Below are 15,565 nucleotides of genomic sequence, written 5' to 3'. Positions count from 1 at the left end.
CAGGCAGCCGGGACGACGAGAATCATTCCCGCGTACTCAATACCTTGTCGATCAAGCCATAGGCCGCAGCATCTTCCGCGGACATGAAGTTATCGCGCTCGGTATCGACCTCGATACGCTCCACGGGTTGCCCCGTGTTGTCAGCCAGAATGCGGTTCAGGCGACCACGCAGGTCGAGGATTTCACGCGCCTGGATCTGGATATCGGTAGCCTGTCCTTGCGCGCCACCAGAGGGCTGGTGGATCATGATGCGCGAATTGGGCAGCGAGAAGCGCTTGCCGCGCTTACCCGCTGCCAGCAGGAACGCACCCATGCTGGCCGCCAGGCCAGTGCACAGCGTGGAGACATCAGGCTTGACGAACTGCATAGTGTCAAAGATGGCCATGCCTGCATACACCGACCCGCCAGGCGAGTTGATGTAGAGGGAGATGTCCTTGTCAGGATTTTCCGATTCCAGGAACAGCAACTGGGCGACGATCAGGTTGGCGCTGTTGTCGTTCACGGGACCGACAAGAAACACCAGACGCTCCTTCAGCAGGCGCGAATAGATGTCGTACGAACGCTCGCCGCGCCCGGACTGCTCGACGACCATGGGGATGTAGCCCAGCCCGGTGGGCGTGACGGACGAGCCGCCGTACATGGACGCATAGAAATCGGTAAATCGCTGCATGTCAGGCTGTTCCCATCAATTGCTCGAAAGACACGTTTTCGTCGGTAACCTTGGCTTGGGACAGGATGTGTTCAACCACGTTGTCCTCGACCACCACCGCTTCGATTTCACCACGGCGCTGCTTGTCGGCCAGGTAGTAGGCAACGACCTGTGCAGGCTGCTCGTAGTTCTGGGCGAACTCTTCGATGCGGGCACGAACCTGCTCCGGCTTGGCTTGCAGGCCAACCTGCTTCACCAGTTCGGACACCAGCAGGCCCAGACGGACACGGCGTGCAGATTCGTCGGCAAACGCTTCGACCGGAATGTTGAGCGAATCAGCATTGGGCACGCCTCGTTGCTTCAGGTCTTCGCGAGCAGCTTGTACACGGCCTTGGGCATCCTGGTTGACCAGAGACTTCGGCACGTCGAATTCGGCGGCAGCGACCAGGGCGTCCATCACGCTGGACTTGGTGCGGCCCTGGGCGCGCAGCTTGACTTCACGTTCCAGGTTGACGCGGATGTCTTCGCGCAGCTTGGCGACGTCGCCTTCAGCCTGGCCCAGCGATGTCGCGAACTCGGCGTTCAGTTCCGGCAGTACGGGCTCAGCCACTTCCTTCACCGTGATGGTGAATTCTGCCGTCTTGCCTGCCACTTCCTTGCCCGGGTAGTCTTCCGGGAAGGCCAGCGGGAAGGTCTTGGTTTCGCCAGCCTTCAGGCCGCGCACGGCGGTTTCGAACTCGGGCAGCATGCGGCCCTGGCCCAGCACGAAGGGGAAGTCGGTCGCTTGGCCGCCTTCGAACAGTTCGCCGTCGATGCTGCCGCTGAAGTCCAGCGTGACACGGTCGTCGTCAGCCGCAGCGCGGTCTTCACGAGCTTCGTAGGTCGCGCGCTGCTTGCGCAGCACTTCAATGGTGCGGTCGACTTCGGCGTCGCCGACTTCTGCCAGCGTGCGCTTGATTTCCAGCGCACCCAGCTCGGGAATCTTGACTTCGGGATAGACCTCGAAGGTGGCGCTGAACGCCAGCACGCCTTCCTGGCCTTCACCTTCGGCCTTGGGCTCGAGGGTGGGCTGGCCAGCCACGCGCAGTTCAGCGGCGCGGACGGCTTGTTCGAATGCACGGCCAACTTCGGCATTGATGGCATCGTAGCGGATGCTGGGGCCGTGGCTGCGCTCAAGCAGGTTCAGGGGCACTTTGCCAGGACGGAAGCCCGGCAGCTTGGCCGTGCGGGCAAGACGCTTGATTTGCGCCTGCACTTCCTTTTCGATATCGGCCACAGTAACGGCCAGATCAATACGGCGCTCGAGGCCGGAGAGGGTTTCAACCACAGGCTGCATGAAAAACCTATTTTTCTGAAGTATGAAGTGAAAGCGGAAAGCTTAGCAGAGCATTTTACCGGAAACTAGAAAGAGCATCGTACCAACCCAAAACGAAGCGGTTTCCTGGCCGTTTTTCTGGCGTTTCCCTCTGAATTTACGTATTGCGACCGACTTTCTGGAAAAACTTCAGGCAAAAAAACGGCACCCATACGAGTGCCGGGCCGCTTGCGTCATAGGCACCGCTTGCGACCGGTACTGATTATGCATGCTGCCTTGCCGATCACGATCACCACACAAAAAAATTAGAAAAATCATTGCAATGACTGCGCTCCTGTCGCGGAACAGCCCTTGCCACGCCTTGCAGAACGCCTCTGCAGCAGTCTGGCCAACGGCCTGGCTGCCTATCTGTATGACGCCTAACCGTTGCCTGGCGTATGGTCTACTGCCCACTGCCTGCCTGTTGTCCATCTGCCTGCTTCCGTCCATCCCGATCGCACGCCAGCCCTCAACTCCGCCTGCTCTCAGGATTGCGGTGTCCCTGCGGGTTCGGACGCCACGTTTTCCAGACGCAGGGGCTGGTTGTTTTCTTCTTCTGGCGCGATGGATATCTGCAGGACGGAACGCACGCCCAGCTTGCGAAACAAGTTCTGCTTGTGCGCGCTCACGGTTTTCTCGCTGAGGCAGAGCCGACCCGATACTTCCTTGTTGCGCATTCCCTGGCGCAACAGCCGCAGCACCGCCAGCTCGCGCACCGACAAGCGGGACAGGTCGTGGTAGCGCGGCCGCTCAACTGCCGCAGGGTCCAGTACCGGGAAACACTGCATGCCGGCCAGGACCATGCGTACCGCTGCGGCAACCGTGGCTTCATCACCGTCCTTGGCAATGAAGCCGCTGATTCCCAGCCGGACAGCGAGCGGGGAATAGATGTCGATATCCCGACCGCAGAAAAACAGCACCGGCACGCCGGGGAAACGGCGCCGAATGCGGTAAACCAGGCGGTCGCCGCTTTCGCTGGCCTGTGCGGGATCAATGATGATCAGGGACACCGGGTTGCTGAGCTCTGCAGGCACCGCCTGGAGACTGACCGACTCGATAATCTCGTGCGGGAAGCCGCTATTGACCAGGAGGTTGCGCACGCCAAGACGCACGACAGGCAGTTTTTCTATAATGAGAATCGTGTGCATCACATCTGCGGGGAAAGGCCGTTGATGGCTGCAATCTACCCGCCATCCTTTCGCCCGATAAGGCCGATCCGGTGATTTCAGAAAAAAACACGAAACGCTTGGCAAGAGGGAAGGAAAATACATGGCGATCCTGTGAAAATTCTGTAGATAAAGCGCAAGTACCTGAGAACTTCAGGGAAATTCCATTCATCATTGCCAACTGGACATATCAGAAAATATGGCAATTGCTGATCTGGCAACCTCACCATCATAGACAATCACTGTATAAAAACACAGCTATCAGGTGACAAAAACAGCACGCCTGCCAAACGGCCTGCGGCGTCGTTAAATGCGTACGCCCACTCGCCTATCACTACACCCATCGTTAACCGGCCAATGAGTGGACAACGCCCCCCCGTCGCCCGCTCCCACCAGCAAGCCCCCCACACTTTCCGCCACCTTGCCACGCCGGGAACCGGCCCCATTTCCCCTGTTCGGCCGCCCAACAAAAAAGCCTGCTTCCACAAAGAAGCAGGCTTTTGGCATTCAGCCCAACCGCTGCCGGCCCCCACTACATAGCGGGGCATCCGGCATGGATAGCGCAGGAAGTTACTCCTCGCGGCCATCCTTCAGTTGCGGCACGCCGGCGCCGGCAGGCAGCAGCAGACCGGACTGCGTGTAGATCATAAGCTTGTCGCGGGTATCAACGATGTCCAGGTTGCGCATCGTCAGTTGACCGATACGGTCGGCCGGCGAGAACGGCGCATCTTCCACTTTTTCCATGCTCAGGCGCTCGGGCTGATACGTCAGGTTGGGCGAGACCGTATTGAGGATGGAATAGTCATTGCCACGGCGCAGTTCCAGCGTCACTTCACCGGTCACGGCGCGTGCCACCCAGCGTTGGCTGGCTTCGCGCAGCATGATGGCCTGCGGGTCGAACCAACGGCCCTGGTACAGCAAACGACCCAAGCGACGGCCGTTTTCACGGTACTGTTCGATGGTGTCTTCGTTGTGAATACCGTTCACCAGGCGCTCATAGGCGATGAACAGCAGCGCCAGCCCCGGTGCCTCGTAGATGCCGCGGCTCTTGGCTTCGATGATGCGGTTCTCGATCTGGTCGCTCATGCCCAGGCCGTGACGGCCGCCGATGCGGTTGGCTTCCAGGATCAGTTCCACCAGGTCGCCGAAGGTTTCGCCATTGATCGCCACCGGCACGCCTTCCTCAAAGCGGATCGTCACTTCCTCACGCTTGATCACGACTTCGTCGCGCCAGAACGCCACGCCCATGATCGGCTGGACGATATGGATACCGGTATCCAGGTGCTCCAGGTCCTTGGCTTCGTGGGTAGCACCCAACATGTTCGAATCGGTCGAATAGGCCTTTTCGGCGCTCATCTTGTAGGCGAAGCCAGCCTGATTCATGTACTCGGACATTTCGGCGCGGCCGCCCAGCTCGTCGATGAAGTCCTGGTCCAGCCAGGGCTTGTAGATCTTCAGCGCCGGGTTGGTCAGCAGGCCATAACGGTAGAAACGCTCGATATCGTTGCCCTTGAAGGTGCTGCCGTCGCCCCAGATATTGACGCCATCTTCCTTCATCGCGGCAACCAGCATCGTACCGGTCACAGCGCGGCCGATGGGGGTGGTATTGAAATACGTAGCACCGGCAGACGAAATATGGAAAGCACCGGCTTGCAGTGCAGCCACGCCCTCGGCGGCCAGCTGGGCACGGCAGTCGATCAGGCGGGCAGCCTCGGCGCCGTACTGCATCGCGCGGCGCGGGATGTCTTCGTAATCGGTTTCATCGGGCTGGCCCAGGTTGGCCGTATAAGCGTAAGGAACGGCGCCCTTGGCGCGCATCCAGTGCAGTGCCGCGCTGGTGTCCAGTCCGCCGGAGAAAGCGATGCCGACCTTCTGGCCGACGGGAATATGCTGAAGGATGGTTGCCATGGTGCAGGAAAGCAGTCAGAAGTAGAAAAAACAGCCGGAACAGCAAGGCGACCGATAGCAGGAAGAAGCAGGAATATGCTCGCTGGCGAACATGCCGCGGCGCGCCTGCGACCGCTGGCCGCCATGATGCACAAGAGAGACATTGTAGAGCGATTCCCCCGCCTTGCCCAAGGCCCGCCATCCGCTGCGCCCTGCCACGCCCTGTGCCGGGCACGACAAACGGCTGCACACGGCGGCAGGAAACTCCATCCGCCATGATCCAGGCCAAATGTCTGTCACATCCGGCACGCGACGCTGCCCCCGCCCCGGCGTACACTTGCCCCGGACTCATTCCCATTTCCCTGTTGCAAAAGGAGCCGTCGCATGAGCGTCTCGCCAGCCCCTCCCCCGGCCGCCACCGCCGGCCAAGCCCCTCCCAAACCCATGCCTATTGCCTTCATCGGCGGCATCATCGCGATGATCGCGGTACTGTTGCTGCCGACCCCGGCAGACCTGCCCATTGCCGGGCACCGCATGCTGGCCATCCTCGTGTTTGCCGTGGTGGTCTGGATCACCGAAGCGGTGTCGTACGAAGCCAGCGCCATCATGATCACGGCGCTCATGGCGGTGCTGCTGGGCACTGCGCCGAAAATCAATGATCCGGATACGCTGATCGGCACATCGTCGGCCATCAATATGGCGCTGCAGGGCTTTTCCAACAGTGCGCTGGCGCTGGTGGCTGGTGCCCTTTTCATTGCTGCCGCCATGACCCATACCGGGCTGGATCGCCGCATCGCGCTCGTGACGCTGTCGCGCATAGGCACCAGCACCCGCCGCATTCTGATCGGTGCCATCGCAGTCACCATCATCCTCAGCCTGGTCGTGCCCAGCGCGACCGCGCGCAGTGCCTGCGTGGTTCCCATCATGATGGGCGTCATCGCGGCCTTTGGCGTCGACAAGCGTTCCAATATCGCAGCCGGCATCATGATCGTGGTCGCCCAGGCCACCAGCATCTGGAACGTCGGCATCCAGACCGCAGCGGCACAGAACCTGCTGACGGCCGGCTTCATGCAGCAAATCCTCGGCGAACGCGTCAGTTGGGGCGACTGGCTTATCGCTGGCGCGCCGTGGTCAGTGCTGATGTCGCTGGTTTTGCTGGTCGTAGTGCTCAAGCTGCTGCCGCCCGAAACCGATCAGGTACCCGGCGGCGACAAGGCAGTGCAGGATTCGCTGCAAGCGCTGGGCCCGACCACCAGTGCGCAAAAGCGCCTGATGGGTGTTTCCATCCTGCTGCTGCTGGCCTGGGCCACGGAAAACAAGCTGCACAACCTGGACACCACCACCACGACATACGCCGGCCTGGTCCTGCTGATGCTGCCGCGGGTGGGCATCATGACATGGAAGGATGTGCAATCCCGCATTCCCTGGGGCACGGTCATCGTGTTCGGTGTGGGCATCAGCCTGGGCACGGCCCTGCTCAGCACACAAGCCGGCCAGTGGCTGGGCGCCCAAGTGGTGAACCACACCGGCCTGGACCAGATTGGCCCGCTGGCGATCTTCGCCATTCTGGCGGCCTTCCTGATCGTCATCCACCTGGGCTTCGCCAGCGCCACCGCACTGACATCCGCGATGCTGCCCATCCTCATCACCGTGCTGCAAACCCTGCCTGGCGAATTCAACCGCCTGGGCATGGCAATGCTGCTGGGCTTTGTCGTGAGCTACGGCTTCATCCTGCCCATCAACGCGCCGCAGAACATGGTGTGCCTGGGCACCGATACCTTCAATGCCCGTCAGTTCGCCAAGGTAGGGATCATCATCACCATCGTCGGTTACCTGCTGATGCTGCTGTTCGGCATGACCTACTGGCGCTGGCTCGGCCTGATCTAAATACCGCCTGAATTCGGCTGGCGCCCAGGCGCCAGGCCGCTCCGCCAGGGAGTGTTGCGGCGACCGCACACATCTCCCGGGCGGCGATGCAGAAAAATATTTTCCGGCAAGGCGCCTCGCAATAAAATCTGCTCCCGTCTACCCCAGGCGCACGGGCAGTTGCAGGGCTGGCGCCTTACCGATCATGAGCAATCGCTTCACCTACACGCCGCTACCGCTGCCCGATCTCGCTCCATCGGAATTCCGCGACGACAACCCCGACAGCAACCCCTGCCTGCACTGCGGCGCCTGCTGCTCCCATTTCCGCGTCTCTTTCTACTTCGGCGAACTCGACGGCCCCAACGGCGGCTGGGTACCGGCTGAACTGACCACGCCCGTCACGCCGCATCGCGTCTGCATGAAAGGTACCGAGCACGCCCCCGTACGCTGCGTGGCCTTGCAGGGCACCGTGGGCGAACCAGGCATATCCTGTGCCATCTACTCCCAGCGCCCCAGCCCCTGCCGCGAATTCAGCCTCTGGGAGGCAGACGGCAGCCCCAACCCGGATTGCCAGCGATTGCGGCTGGCACTCGGCCTGGCACCATTGCGCGGACGCCCGGAGGCCGACAACGACCCCGACGGCCCAGGGCATCCGAACCACCCACCGCAACCCGCGGCGGCCTGACGGTAACACCTGGAAAACAGCCCGGCCCGCCATACATTGCACGAGTATGGCGGGCCTTGTTACTCTTGTACGGGTTACTCAACCATGCCGTCGCTGGCTGCGCCATGACATTCTGGACTTCCCCTGTATTCCTGTCCCGCCTGCGCTTGCTCCGCCCCAAGCTGATGGCAGCCTTGCTCGCCACCGCCGTGCTGGCGGCTTGCGGCACGACCGGCTCGAATACAGCCAGCGGCCCGGTGCCTGCCGGGCATTATCGCGTCCAGCCCGGCGACACGCTCAACAAGATCGCGCGCGCCAACAAGCAAAGTGTTTCCAGCCTGGTGCGCTGGAACAATCTGTCCAACCCGAATCAGATCCATGTCGGCCAGGTGCTGCGCGTCACGGCTCCTGCTGGCAGTGCCGGCGGCGCCAGTACCGGCGGCAAAACATCAGGCACCGCCACGGCACCAGCAACCAGCAACACCAGCCGTCCCAGCGGCAGCTCGGCGTCCACCGCCCCGACCAAGAAAATCTCCCTGGTCTGGCCCGCTCCCGGCAACATCATCCGACAATTCGGCCAGGCGCGTTCCAACGGCATCACCATTGCCAATACCGCAGGCACGCCCGTCGTGGCCGCCGCTGCCGGCACCGTTGCCTACGCCGGCAACACCCTGCGCGGCTACGGCAACATGCTGATCATCAGGCACGCCAATGGTTTCCTGAGCGTCTATGCGCACAACCGCAAGCTGCTGGTGCGCGAAGGCGCCACGGTCCGTCAGGGCCAAGCCATCGCTGAAATGGGACAAACCGAAACCACCCAGCCCTCGCTGTATTTCGAAGTGCGTCAGGACGGGCGGGTCGTGGACCCCCGCTCGCTGCTGCCAAAACGCTGAACCGGAACACACCCGCCTGATACGCAGCGAAACAACTCCGTACCCCTCGCAAGCATGGGTCAATGGGGACGAGAATAAGAATAACTGTTAGTGTTATGCATTGCTCCTACAGGCGCGGCACGCGTCTCGCGCCGCGCCTTCCGCCACGGCGGCAAGCAGGCGGAGCATCAGGCCCGCAGATCAGGCACCAGCCGGCCATCATCCGGCTCCAACGCTCCTGCTTCGCACATGCGGCGCCCCGCCTGAATCCCTTTCTTTATTGTTTTGTCCTGCTATTTCACACAAGGCAATCACGTGACGAATTCCATCACTGCAACTCCCAACACCGACGACCGCAAACCCCAACGTCAGCGCCATCCGCTGCGCTTCCGGCTGGTCGAGGTCGCCAGCCGTGAACTGCTGACGCCCAGCATGCTGCGACTGACCTTTACCGGCGATGAACTGCAAGGCTTCTCCAGCCCGGGTTTCGACGACCACGCCAAGCTGATCTTTCCGGACCCTGAAACCGGCGAGATCCCACGCCCGACCGTCACCGAAGAAGGCATTTCCTGGCCGGAAGGCAAACGTCCGCTGGCACGTGACTACACGCCACGCAGTTTTGACGCCAACAAGCGCCTGCTGACCATTGATTTCGCGCTGCATGAAGAAGGCGTTGCTACCGACTGGGCACGCAAGGCCGAACCCGGCGACTTGCTGGGCATTGCCGGCCCGCGTGGTTCCTTCATCGTTCCGGTGAATTTCGACTGGCACCTGCTGGTCGGTGACGAAACCGCCATCCCAGCCATTTCCCGCCGCCTGGAAGAATTGCCCGCCGGCGCCCGCGCGATTGCGGTCATCGAGGTCGATTCGGAAGAACATCAGTTGCCGCTGCATGCAGGAGCCCAGGCCGAAGTGCATTGGGCCTTCCGCCGCGGTGCGCCGGCCGGCCAAAGTGACGCCTTGCTGCGCAGCCTGCAATCGCTGGACTTCCCCGCTGGCGACTACTACGCCTGGGTCGCTTGCGAAAGCGCAACGGCCAAGACCCTGCGCCAGTACCTCGTCAGCGAGCGCGCCGCATCTGCCAAGTGGATACGCGCTTCCGGCTACTGGAAACCCGGCAAGACTGCCACCCACGACACCCACGAAGACTAAATCCGAAACCTGAAGCCCAAGCCCGCAACAAACCGGGCCGCCAAGGTTTCAGACCTTTCTTGCGCCAGGATACGGCCTCCGACCAGGAGGCCATCCTGGCGTTTCCTTTGCCTTGCTGCCTCGCCTCGGCGCCTCAGTGCAAGGCGTCGTCATCAAGGGGGAACGGCACCGCCAGCGCTTCTATCCCTTCCTCGGCCAATTCCTGGCGCTCGGCTGCCGTCGCCGTTCCACGTATCGGGCGCTCCGCCGCCTCTCCCGCATGAATTCGGCGCGCTTCGCTGACAAAATCGTCACCCACATTTTCAACCTGGCGCAAGTGATCACGCACGCGTGCAAAGATTTCCCTGGCCATGCGCTGCTGCTCGGATTCATTGGCACCGGCCGCAGGCAATGAAGCGCCGGTACGCTTGGCCGTGTGCACACTGGGGGCAGACAGCCGGCGACTGACCGCCGTGCTCTGACAGACCGGGCATTGCACCATGCCCTTCTCCTGCTGCGCGGCGTAGTCATCATGCGAACGGAACCAGCCTTCGAAAACGTGGCCCTGGTTGCACTCCAGATCGAAAACCTTGAAACTCATGCTGCGTCTCCCATCCGCCGGTCAAGGCTGAAACGTCCTGGCGACTGGCCGATACGCCCCTTGAACATGGTAATGAAGGCGTGAACGGACTCATAGCCCAGCTCTGCTGCCACAGCCTGCACCGAAGCCCCCACCGACAAACGCTGCACCGCGTGCAGCAATTGCAATTGCTGGCGCCAGCGGCCAAAGGTCATGCCCGTCAGCTCCCGCGTGCGCCGCGCCAGCGTGCGCTCGCTCATCGCCACCCGGGCCGCCCATTGTGGCAGCGTACTCCGATCCCCGGGATCGGCCAGCAAAGATCGCGCAATATACTGCAAACGCCCATCGTCAGAAACCGGACAATACAGAGATTGCACCGGCAGACGGGAAAGCTGGTCCAGCAACACCTGCACGAAACTCTGGCGCACCGCGCTATCCGGTTCGCCAGCTCGGCCATCGGCCAGGTAAAGCACCATCTCGCGCGCCAGCGGCGTCATGCCCAGCATGCAGCAGTGCGCCGGCATGGGCACGGCGCACGGTTCGACAAACAGGAAATAGACCTGCGTCTCGCCGAGCGCGCGATTGCTGTGCGCCACGCCGCCTGGAATCCACATGGCGCTATTGGCAGGCAGCATCCAGAACCCGCGGGGCTCGCGGCAAACCACCGCTCCCTTCAGCGCCAGCACCAGTTGCCCCTTGCGGTGGCGGTGCAAAGGCAACTCCTGCTCCTGGCCATCGACGTCCAGGCGCAAGGCGCTCAACGCGCCAGATGCATCATCGGGATCGAAATATCGTGGACAATACATTTCCCATCCTTGGCCCCTGCCGAAGATCCCACCAGGAAGATCCCCTGATCAGGAACACCAAACCATAGGCACAGCCGCCTGCCGCCAGGTAACGGTTCAGGCCACCGCCGATATGGCAGTTTTTAGATATTGAAAGTCATTTTATCGAAATCCAGGCAGCAGAATACAAGGTAGAGTATTCCACAAGCTGATCCCCCTTCTTTTGTGAATACTGTTCCATGTCTACTACGCCTGAATCGCTGCAATCCTCAAGCCGCATACGGCGCCTTTTTGCCCAATTCTCCAGCAGCCAGGACCCGGATTCGCGCGGCCGCCTGCTGCTCGTCATCTGCATCCTGCTGTTTGCCTGCAACCTGCGCGCCCCCATGACGGCGCTGGCGCCGCTACTGACACAGATCCAGGAAAGCTTTGGCCTGAATGCCGCCACCGCTGGCACCATTACCGCCATCCCGCTGCTGGTCTTCGGTATCGTCTCGCCCCTGGCTCCCTTGCTGGCGCGGCGCGTCGGCCTGGAGCGCGCACTGGTCGGCGCTCTCTTCCTGATCCTGCTGGGCGTGGTAGTCCGTTCCGCCGGCCCGCTGCCCTTGCTGTTTGCCGGCACCAGCGCCATCGGCATCGGCATCGCCATCGGCAACGTACTTCTGCCCAGCCTGCTCAAGCGAGACTTCCCCGGCCAGATCGCCGTCCTCACCTCTGTCTATGCGCTGACCATGGGCACAGTGGCTGCCTTCAGTTCCAGCATCGCCATCCCCCTGGCAGACATCACCGGCCTGGGCTGGCGCTTCGCCTTGCTGTGCACCGGGCTGATCCCTGCCATCAGCCTGATCGGCTGGCTGCCATTGGCACGCCGCCCCCGCGAGCAAGCCGCTGCCGGCCCCGCCACCAATCAGGTACGCACGCCGGTCTGGCGCCATGCCATCAGCTGGCAGGTCACATTCTTCCTGGGCATGAACTCCTTCCTGTTCTATTCCGTCATGAGCTGGCTGCCCGCGATCATGCACGATGCCGGCTACACTCCGGCCGCAGCCGGCGCGGCCCACGGCATCATGCAATTCGGCGCTTCCATCATCGGCCTGCTGATGATGCCCATCGTGCGCCGCAGCTCGGACCAGCGCAAGCTGGCCGTCGCCATCAGCAGCCTGTCATTGTTCAGCCTGGCCGGATTGTGGCTATTCCCATCTTGGAGCACCTTCTGGGCCACCCTCTTCGGCATGGGCAACGGCGGTGTCTTCATCCTGGCGCTCTCCTTCATGGGCACCCGCGTCAGCACCGCAGGCCAGGCGGCGTCACTCTCGGGCATGGCGCAAAGCGCCGGCTATCTGCTGGCCTGCACCGGCCCCAGCCTGCTGGGCAGCATCCATGATGCCTCCGGCAACTGGAGCATGCCGCTGCTGGTCTGCTGCGCCTTGAGCGCCACCCTGATCTACGCCGGCTGGTGCGCGGGCCGATCCATACGCATCTCGGCCGATGGCCACCTGGTGCCCATCCCCCAAACCGAAACCAAACCCTGACAGGAACCCAAACCTGTTCAGCCGCAAGGGCCGTGCCGCAAAGCCGGCCCTTTTTTCGTGGAATCCGATTCAAGTTGCGCTATGCTGTTGCCCTCCCCCTGCGGCAGGACTGGCAGCCGCACAGACCATCACCCAAGAGACGAACAGACATCACCATGGCGACATCCCTGCATCTGATTTCCTCCATGGCGACCAAATCCATCCTGCAGGATCTGGCCGCGGACTTTGAACGACAAACCGGCATCGCCGTGCGAGTCGAATCCGTGGGCGGCGTTACCGCTGCACAACGCGTGGAAGCCGGAGAAAGCTTCGACGTGGTCGTCCTGGCCGCCGATGCCATCGACAAACTGATAGGCAAGCAACACATCGTGGCTGGTACCCGTACCGATCTCGTGCGCTCCAGCACCGCCGTCGCCGTCCGTGCCGGCGCCAACCATCCGGATATCAGCAGCGAAGCCGCCGTACGCGCAGCCGTCCTGGCCGCAGGCAGCCTGAGCTATTCCACTGGTCCCAGCGGCGTGCAACTGGCAAAGCGCTTCGAACAATGGGGCATCGCCGACGTCATCAAGGACCGCATCGTTCAGGCACCTCCGGGCGTGCCAGTGGGCAGCCTGGTCGCCAAAGGCGAAGTCGAGCTCGGCTTCCAGCAACTGAGCGAACTCCTGCCATTGGAAGGCATAGACATCCTTGGCGCGCTGCCGGACGACATTGCCATTGTCACCACCTTCTCTGGAGGCATCGCTGCCAGTTCCCGGCAAGCCGAGGCCTGCCGCCAGCTGCTGGCCTACCTGGCCTCGGACGCAACGCGCGCCACCAAACAGCGTCACGGCATGGAAGCTGCCTGAGTCCGACAGCGCCCCGCTCCCTGAAAAAAACGGGGCTTGCACAAGAATAAAAATTCCGTGCTAGAATGCGCGTCTGTTTTCCACTACCGTAATGAATAAGCACGGCAGTGACGGAAAGGCGCATTAGCTCAGCCGGTTAGAGCGACGGAATCATAATCCGCAGGTCCCCTGTTCGAATCAGGGATGCGCCACCAGAATTTCCCCTGTTCAATCAGGACATTGAAGCCACCCGATGCGGTGGCTTTTTTGTTGTCTGCGACAAAGCCTCCCACTGAAACCGCTCAATACATGAGCTGCGATAAATCTGGCGCAGCCTTCCCACGCCCGTCCTGTCCCATAGACCGTGTTTCCTCACCAGCAGCACAGTTTGCTCTCCTTCCCCCTGCGCCGAACAGAATGATATGATTCATATACGTTTCATATAAACCCTTCCTGCAAACCGGCATAGCGACGCCGGTAATTTAGGCACCTGTAACTTTCCCACCGGTTCACACCTGCCTCCAATCCATTCAGGAATACCCGACATTCCAGGAACCCCTGACATGAGTAAATCACCCGAGGAAATTGCACTGATGGCCGAGTCCGGCCGCTTGCTGGCCCAAGTGTTCGGCTACCTGGATACCCTGCCCCTGCGCGGCATGTCTACCATGCAGGTCAATAATATGGTGGACCGTTTCATTGTCAGCGACCTGCAGGCCCGGCCGGCCAGCAAGGGGCAGTACGGTTATGCCTATGCGCTGAACGCTTCACGCAACCAAGTGGTGTGCCACGGTGTTCCCGCCATGACGGACTTGCTGCAGGATGGCGATATCGTGAATTTCGATATCACGCTGGAAAAAAACGGTTTCATTGCCGATTCCAGCAAAATGTATTGCATAGGCGAGGTTGCCCCCGCCGCCAGGCGTCTGGTGCAGGTGAGCTACGAAGCGATGTGGAAAGGAATTGCCGCAGTGCGCCCCGGCGCGCGGCTGGGCGATATCGGCTACGCGATCAGCCAGCACGCACGCCGCCATGGCTACAGCGTGGTGCGGGATTACTGCGGCCATGGCATCGGACGCAAGATGCATGAACCTCCGCAGGTGCTGCATTGGGGGCAGCCACGCACCGGCCTGCTGCTGCGCGAGGGAATGGTGTTTACGATCGAACCGATGATCAACGAAGGTCGACGCAATGTCCATACCGAGGAAGATGGCTGGACGGTCGTGACCACTGACGGCAAGTTATCGGCGCAGTTCGAACATACCGTTGCGGTGACAAGCACCGGCGTACAGGTATTGACCCTGCGTGCAGAGGAACGCCACAGCCTCCCGCTTCAGGTGGGCGCGGCTTCCAGATAGCGCCCGGGTGTCGTACCAAAGCTGCGCTTGAAGACAGCTATAAAAGTACTGGTGCTGGCATAGCCTAGTTCCGACGCAATGGCGGTGACGCCCCGGCCCGCAGCCAGCATTTCCAGGGCACACAAGAGCCGCAGGCGCTGGCGCCATGCGGCAAAACTGTAGCCGGTTTCCCGAGTGAAATGCCGCGTCAGCGAGCGCGGCGCAATGCCTGCCCAATGGGCCCATTGCGCCATGCTGCGCTCATCCCCCGGCTGCGCCAACAACGCCCGGGCAATGTTCAGCAAGGGTGCCTGCTGCGGCATGGGCAAACCCAATGGTGCAGCGGGCAGCCCCGCCATTTCATCCAGAATGACCGCTGCCAGGCGCTGTTGAACGGCATCCAGCACACTTTCCGGGCCGGCAGGCAGGGACCACTGCGCGGCACGCAAGATCGCTTCTCGCAGCAAGCCAGATGCCCGAAACATACCGACCTGCGCGGGCAAGCCCAGGCATGCATCCGGACGCACATAGACACTCCAGCCGGCAAACGGCCCGTGCGACTGCAGGCCATGCGGCATGCCCGGCGGAATCCATATCGCGCCATTCGCAGGCACCACCCATTTCCCCTGCCCGGTTTCCAAAGCCAACAGGCCTTGCGTGGCCCCCAGCAATTGTCCACGCGCATGCCGGTGCCACGGCGTGGCACGGCCAACGCCTGCATGTTGTGCCCCCGCGACCAGCAAGGGACCGGCAGGGGCATCAGCCATCTGTGCTGCAACCAAGGGCAGGCCTGTCGTAACGGGCGGCGGCAAGCGAATCATTGTCAAAGGATATTGGCTAAAAAAGAATATCTTTGGTCAGTTATAGCGTATTTGATGTTGCTCATCATGCCTAAGATGCCGGTATCGCTTTGTTGTT

14 protein-coding genes and 1 tRNA gene are annotated in these 15,565 nt (G+C 61.7%); 8 read left to right on the top strand and 7 right to left on the bottom strand.

Annotation, left to right across the window (positions count from 1 at the left end; genetic code table 11):
- Window positions 1–22: 22 nt before the first annotated feature.
- The 4 genes from clpP to argG all read right to left on the bottom strand — a co-directional run bounded on the left by clpP (window position 23) and on the right by argG (window position 5,077).
- The gene (gene clpP, locus EV679_RS07270) at window positions 23–670 is read right to left on the bottom strand and encodes an ATP-dependent Clp endopeptidase proteolytic subunit ClpP (protein ID WP_068368741.1); all 648 of its coding nucleotides are present in this window, start codon (window positions 668–670) and stop codon (window positions 23–25) included.
- 1 nt (window position 671) lies between these two features.
- The gene (gene tig, locus EV679_RS07265; protein WP_127773613.1) at window positions 672–1,985 is read right to left on the bottom strand and encodes a trigger factor; all 1,314 of its coding nucleotides are present in this window, start codon (window positions 1,983–1,985) and stop codon (window positions 672–674) included.
- 503 nt (window positions 1,986–2,488) lie between these two features.
- Entirely contained in the window at window positions 2,489–3,151 is a 663-nt protein-coding gene (locus EV679_RS07260; protein ID WP_068368748.1) for a response regulator transcription factor, read from the bottom strand.
- Between the two features lie 588 nt (window positions 3,152–3,739).
- Entirely contained in the window at window positions 3,740–5,077 is a 1,338-nt protein-coding gene (gene argG / locus EV679_RS07255; protein ID WP_068368751.1) for an argininosuccinate synthase, read from the bottom strand.
- A 363-nt stretch (window positions 5,078–5,440) separates the two neighbouring features.
- Here argG and EV679_RS07250 point away from each other — a divergent pair, with 363 nt between their 5' ends.
- The 4 genes from EV679_RS07250 to EV679_RS07235 all read left to right on the top strand — a co-directional run bounded on the left by EV679_RS07250 (window position 5,441) and on the right by EV679_RS07235 (window position 9,610).
- Window positions 5,441–6,943 carry a DASS family sodium-coupled anion symporter gene (locus EV679_RS07250; protein ID WP_068368757.1) on the top strand — a complete coding sequence of 501 codons (1,503 nt, stop codon included), beginning with the start codon at window positions 5,441–5,443 and terminating at the stop codon, window positions 6,941–6,943.
- A 184-nt stretch (window positions 6,944–7,127) separates the two neighbouring features.
- Entirely contained in the window at window positions 7,128–7,607 is a 480-nt protein-coding gene (locus EV679_RS07245; RefSeq protein WP_083969463.1) for a YkgJ family cysteine cluster protein, read from the top strand.
- A 104-nt stretch (window positions 7,608–7,711) separates the two neighbouring features.
- The gene (locus EV679_RS07240; protein WP_130486870.1) at window positions 7,712–8,479 is read left to right on the top strand and encodes a M23 family metallopeptidase; all 768 of its coding nucleotides are present in this window, start codon (window positions 7,712–7,714) and stop codon (window positions 8,477–8,479) included.
- A 294-nt stretch (window positions 8,480–8,773) separates the two neighbouring features.
- Window positions 8,774–9,610, top strand: coding sequence for a siderophore-interacting protein (locus EV679_RS07235; RefSeq protein ID WP_068368762.1), 837 nt, complete (start codon window positions 8,774–8,776; stop codon window positions 9,608–9,610).
- A 133-nt stretch (window positions 9,611–9,743) separates the two neighbouring features.
- Here the strand turns inward: EV679_RS07235 and EV679_RS07230 are convergent, their stop codons facing one another.
- On the bottom strand, window positions 9,744–10,190 hold the full coding sequence (locus EV679_RS07230; RefSeq protein ID WP_130486869.1) for a DUF1178 family protein: 447 nt from the start codon (window positions 10,188–10,190) through the stop codon (window positions 9,744–9,746).
- On the bottom strand, window positions 10,187–10,975 hold the full coding sequence (locus EV679_RS07225) for an AraC family transcriptional regulator (protein ID WP_068368767.1): 789 nt from the start codon (window positions 10,973–10,975) through the stop codon (window positions 10,187–10,189). Before EV679_RS07225 ends, EV679_RS07230 begins: the two co-directional genes overlap by 4 nt.
- A 218-nt stretch (window positions 10,976–11,193) precedes the next feature.
- Between EV679_RS07225 and EV679_RS07220 the strand changes: the two genes are divergently transcribed.
- The 4 genes from EV679_RS07220 (at window position 11,194) to map (ending at window position 14,668) form a co-directional block, all read left to right on the top strand.
- Window positions 11,194–12,486: an MFS transporter gene (locus tag EV679_RS07220; protein ID WP_130486868.1), complete on the top strand. Its 1,293-nt coding sequence runs from the start codon at window positions 11,194–11,196 to the stop codon at window positions 12,484–12,486.
- 155 nt (window positions 12,487–12,641) lie between these two features.
- Complete coding sequence (locus tag EV679_RS07215) at window positions 12,642–13,331, top strand: substrate-binding domain-containing protein (RefSeq protein WP_130486867.1); 690 nt, start codon at window positions 12,642–12,644, stop codon at window positions 13,329–13,331.
- Between the two features lie 117 nt (window positions 13,332–13,448).
- Window positions 13,449–13,525: transfer RNA gene (locus tag EV679_RS07210), tRNA-Met, on the top strand.
- Between the two features lie 348 nt (window positions 13,526–13,873).
- Window positions 13,874–14,668: a type I methionyl aminopeptidase gene (gene map / locus EV679_RS07205; RefSeq protein WP_127773604.1), complete on the top strand. Its 795-nt coding sequence runs from the start codon at window positions 13,874–13,876 to the stop codon at window positions 14,666–14,668.
- Here map and EV679_RS07200 read toward each other — a convergent pair.
- On the bottom strand, window positions 14,644–15,414 hold the full coding sequence (locus EV679_RS07200; protein WP_130486866.1) for an AraC family transcriptional regulator: 771 nt from the start codon (window positions 15,412–15,414) through the stop codon (window positions 14,644–14,646). The two genes, map and EV679_RS07200, sit on opposite strands and share 25 nt — an antisense overlap.
- Window positions 15,415–15,565 lie beyond the last annotated feature (151 nt).

Origin of the sequence: Kerstersia gyiorum, assembly GCF_004216755.1 — a bacterium.
GTDB classification, from domain to species: domain Bacteria; phylum Pseudomonadota; class Gammaproteobacteria; order Burkholderiales; family Burkholderiaceae_B; genus Kerstersia; species Kerstersia gyiorum.
Note: the sequence above shows the minus strand (reverse complement) of the source record. Positions and strands in the feature narration are given on the sequence as shown.

Bases quoted from the DNA above. Each gene is read 5' to 3' on its own strand.
- argG (WP_068368751.1), bottom strand. From the start codon at position 5,077: ATGGCAACCATCCTTCAGCATATTCCCGTCGGCCAGAAGGTCGGCATC.
- EV679_RS07260 (WP_068368748.1), bottom strand. From the start codon at position 3,151: ATGCACACGATTCTCATTATAGAAAAACTGCCTGTCGTGCGTCTTGGC.
- EV679_RS07220 (WP_130486868.1), top strand. From the start codon at position 11,194: ATGTCTACTACGCCTGAATCGCTGCAATCCTCAAGCCGCATACGGCGC.
- EV679_RS07250 (WP_068368757.1), top strand. From the start codon at position 5,441: ATGAGCGTCTCGCCAGCCCCTCCCCCGGCCGCCACCGCCGGCCAAGCC.
- EV679_RS07240 (WP_130486870.1), top strand. From the start codon at position 7,712: ATGACATTCTGGACTTCCCCTGTATTCCTGTCCCGCCTGCGCTTGCTC.
- EV679_RS07225 (WP_068368767.1), bottom strand. From the start codon at position 10,975: ATGTATTGTCCACGATATTTCGATCCCGATGATGCATCTGGCGCGTTG.
- map (WP_127773604.1), top strand. From the start codon at position 13,874: ATGAGTAAATCACCCGAGGAAATTGCACTGATGGCCGAGTCCGGCCGC.
- EV679_RS07215 (WP_130486867.1), top strand. From the start codon at position 12,642: ATGGCGACATCCCTGCATCTGATTTCCTCCATGGCGACCAAATCCATC.
- EV679_RS07230 (WP_130486869.1), bottom strand. From the start codon at position 10,190: ATGAGTTTCAAGGTTTTCGATCTGGAGTGCAACCAGGGCCACGTTTTC.
- EV679_RS07200 (WP_130486866.1), bottom strand. From the start codon at position 15,414: ATGGCTGATGCCCCTGCCGGTCCCTTGCTGGTCGCGGGGGCACAACAT.
- clpP (WP_068368741.1), bottom strand. From the start codon at position 670: ATGCAGCGATTTACCGATTTCTATGCGTCCATGTACGGCGGCTCGTCC.
- EV679_RS07245 (WP_083969463.1), top strand. From the start codon at position 7,128: ATGAGCAATCGCTTCACCTACACGCCGCTACCGCTGCCCGATCTCGCT.
- tig (WP_127773613.1), bottom strand. From the start codon at position 1,985: ATGCAGCCTGTGGTTGAAACCCTCTCCGGCCTCGAGCGCCGTATTGAT.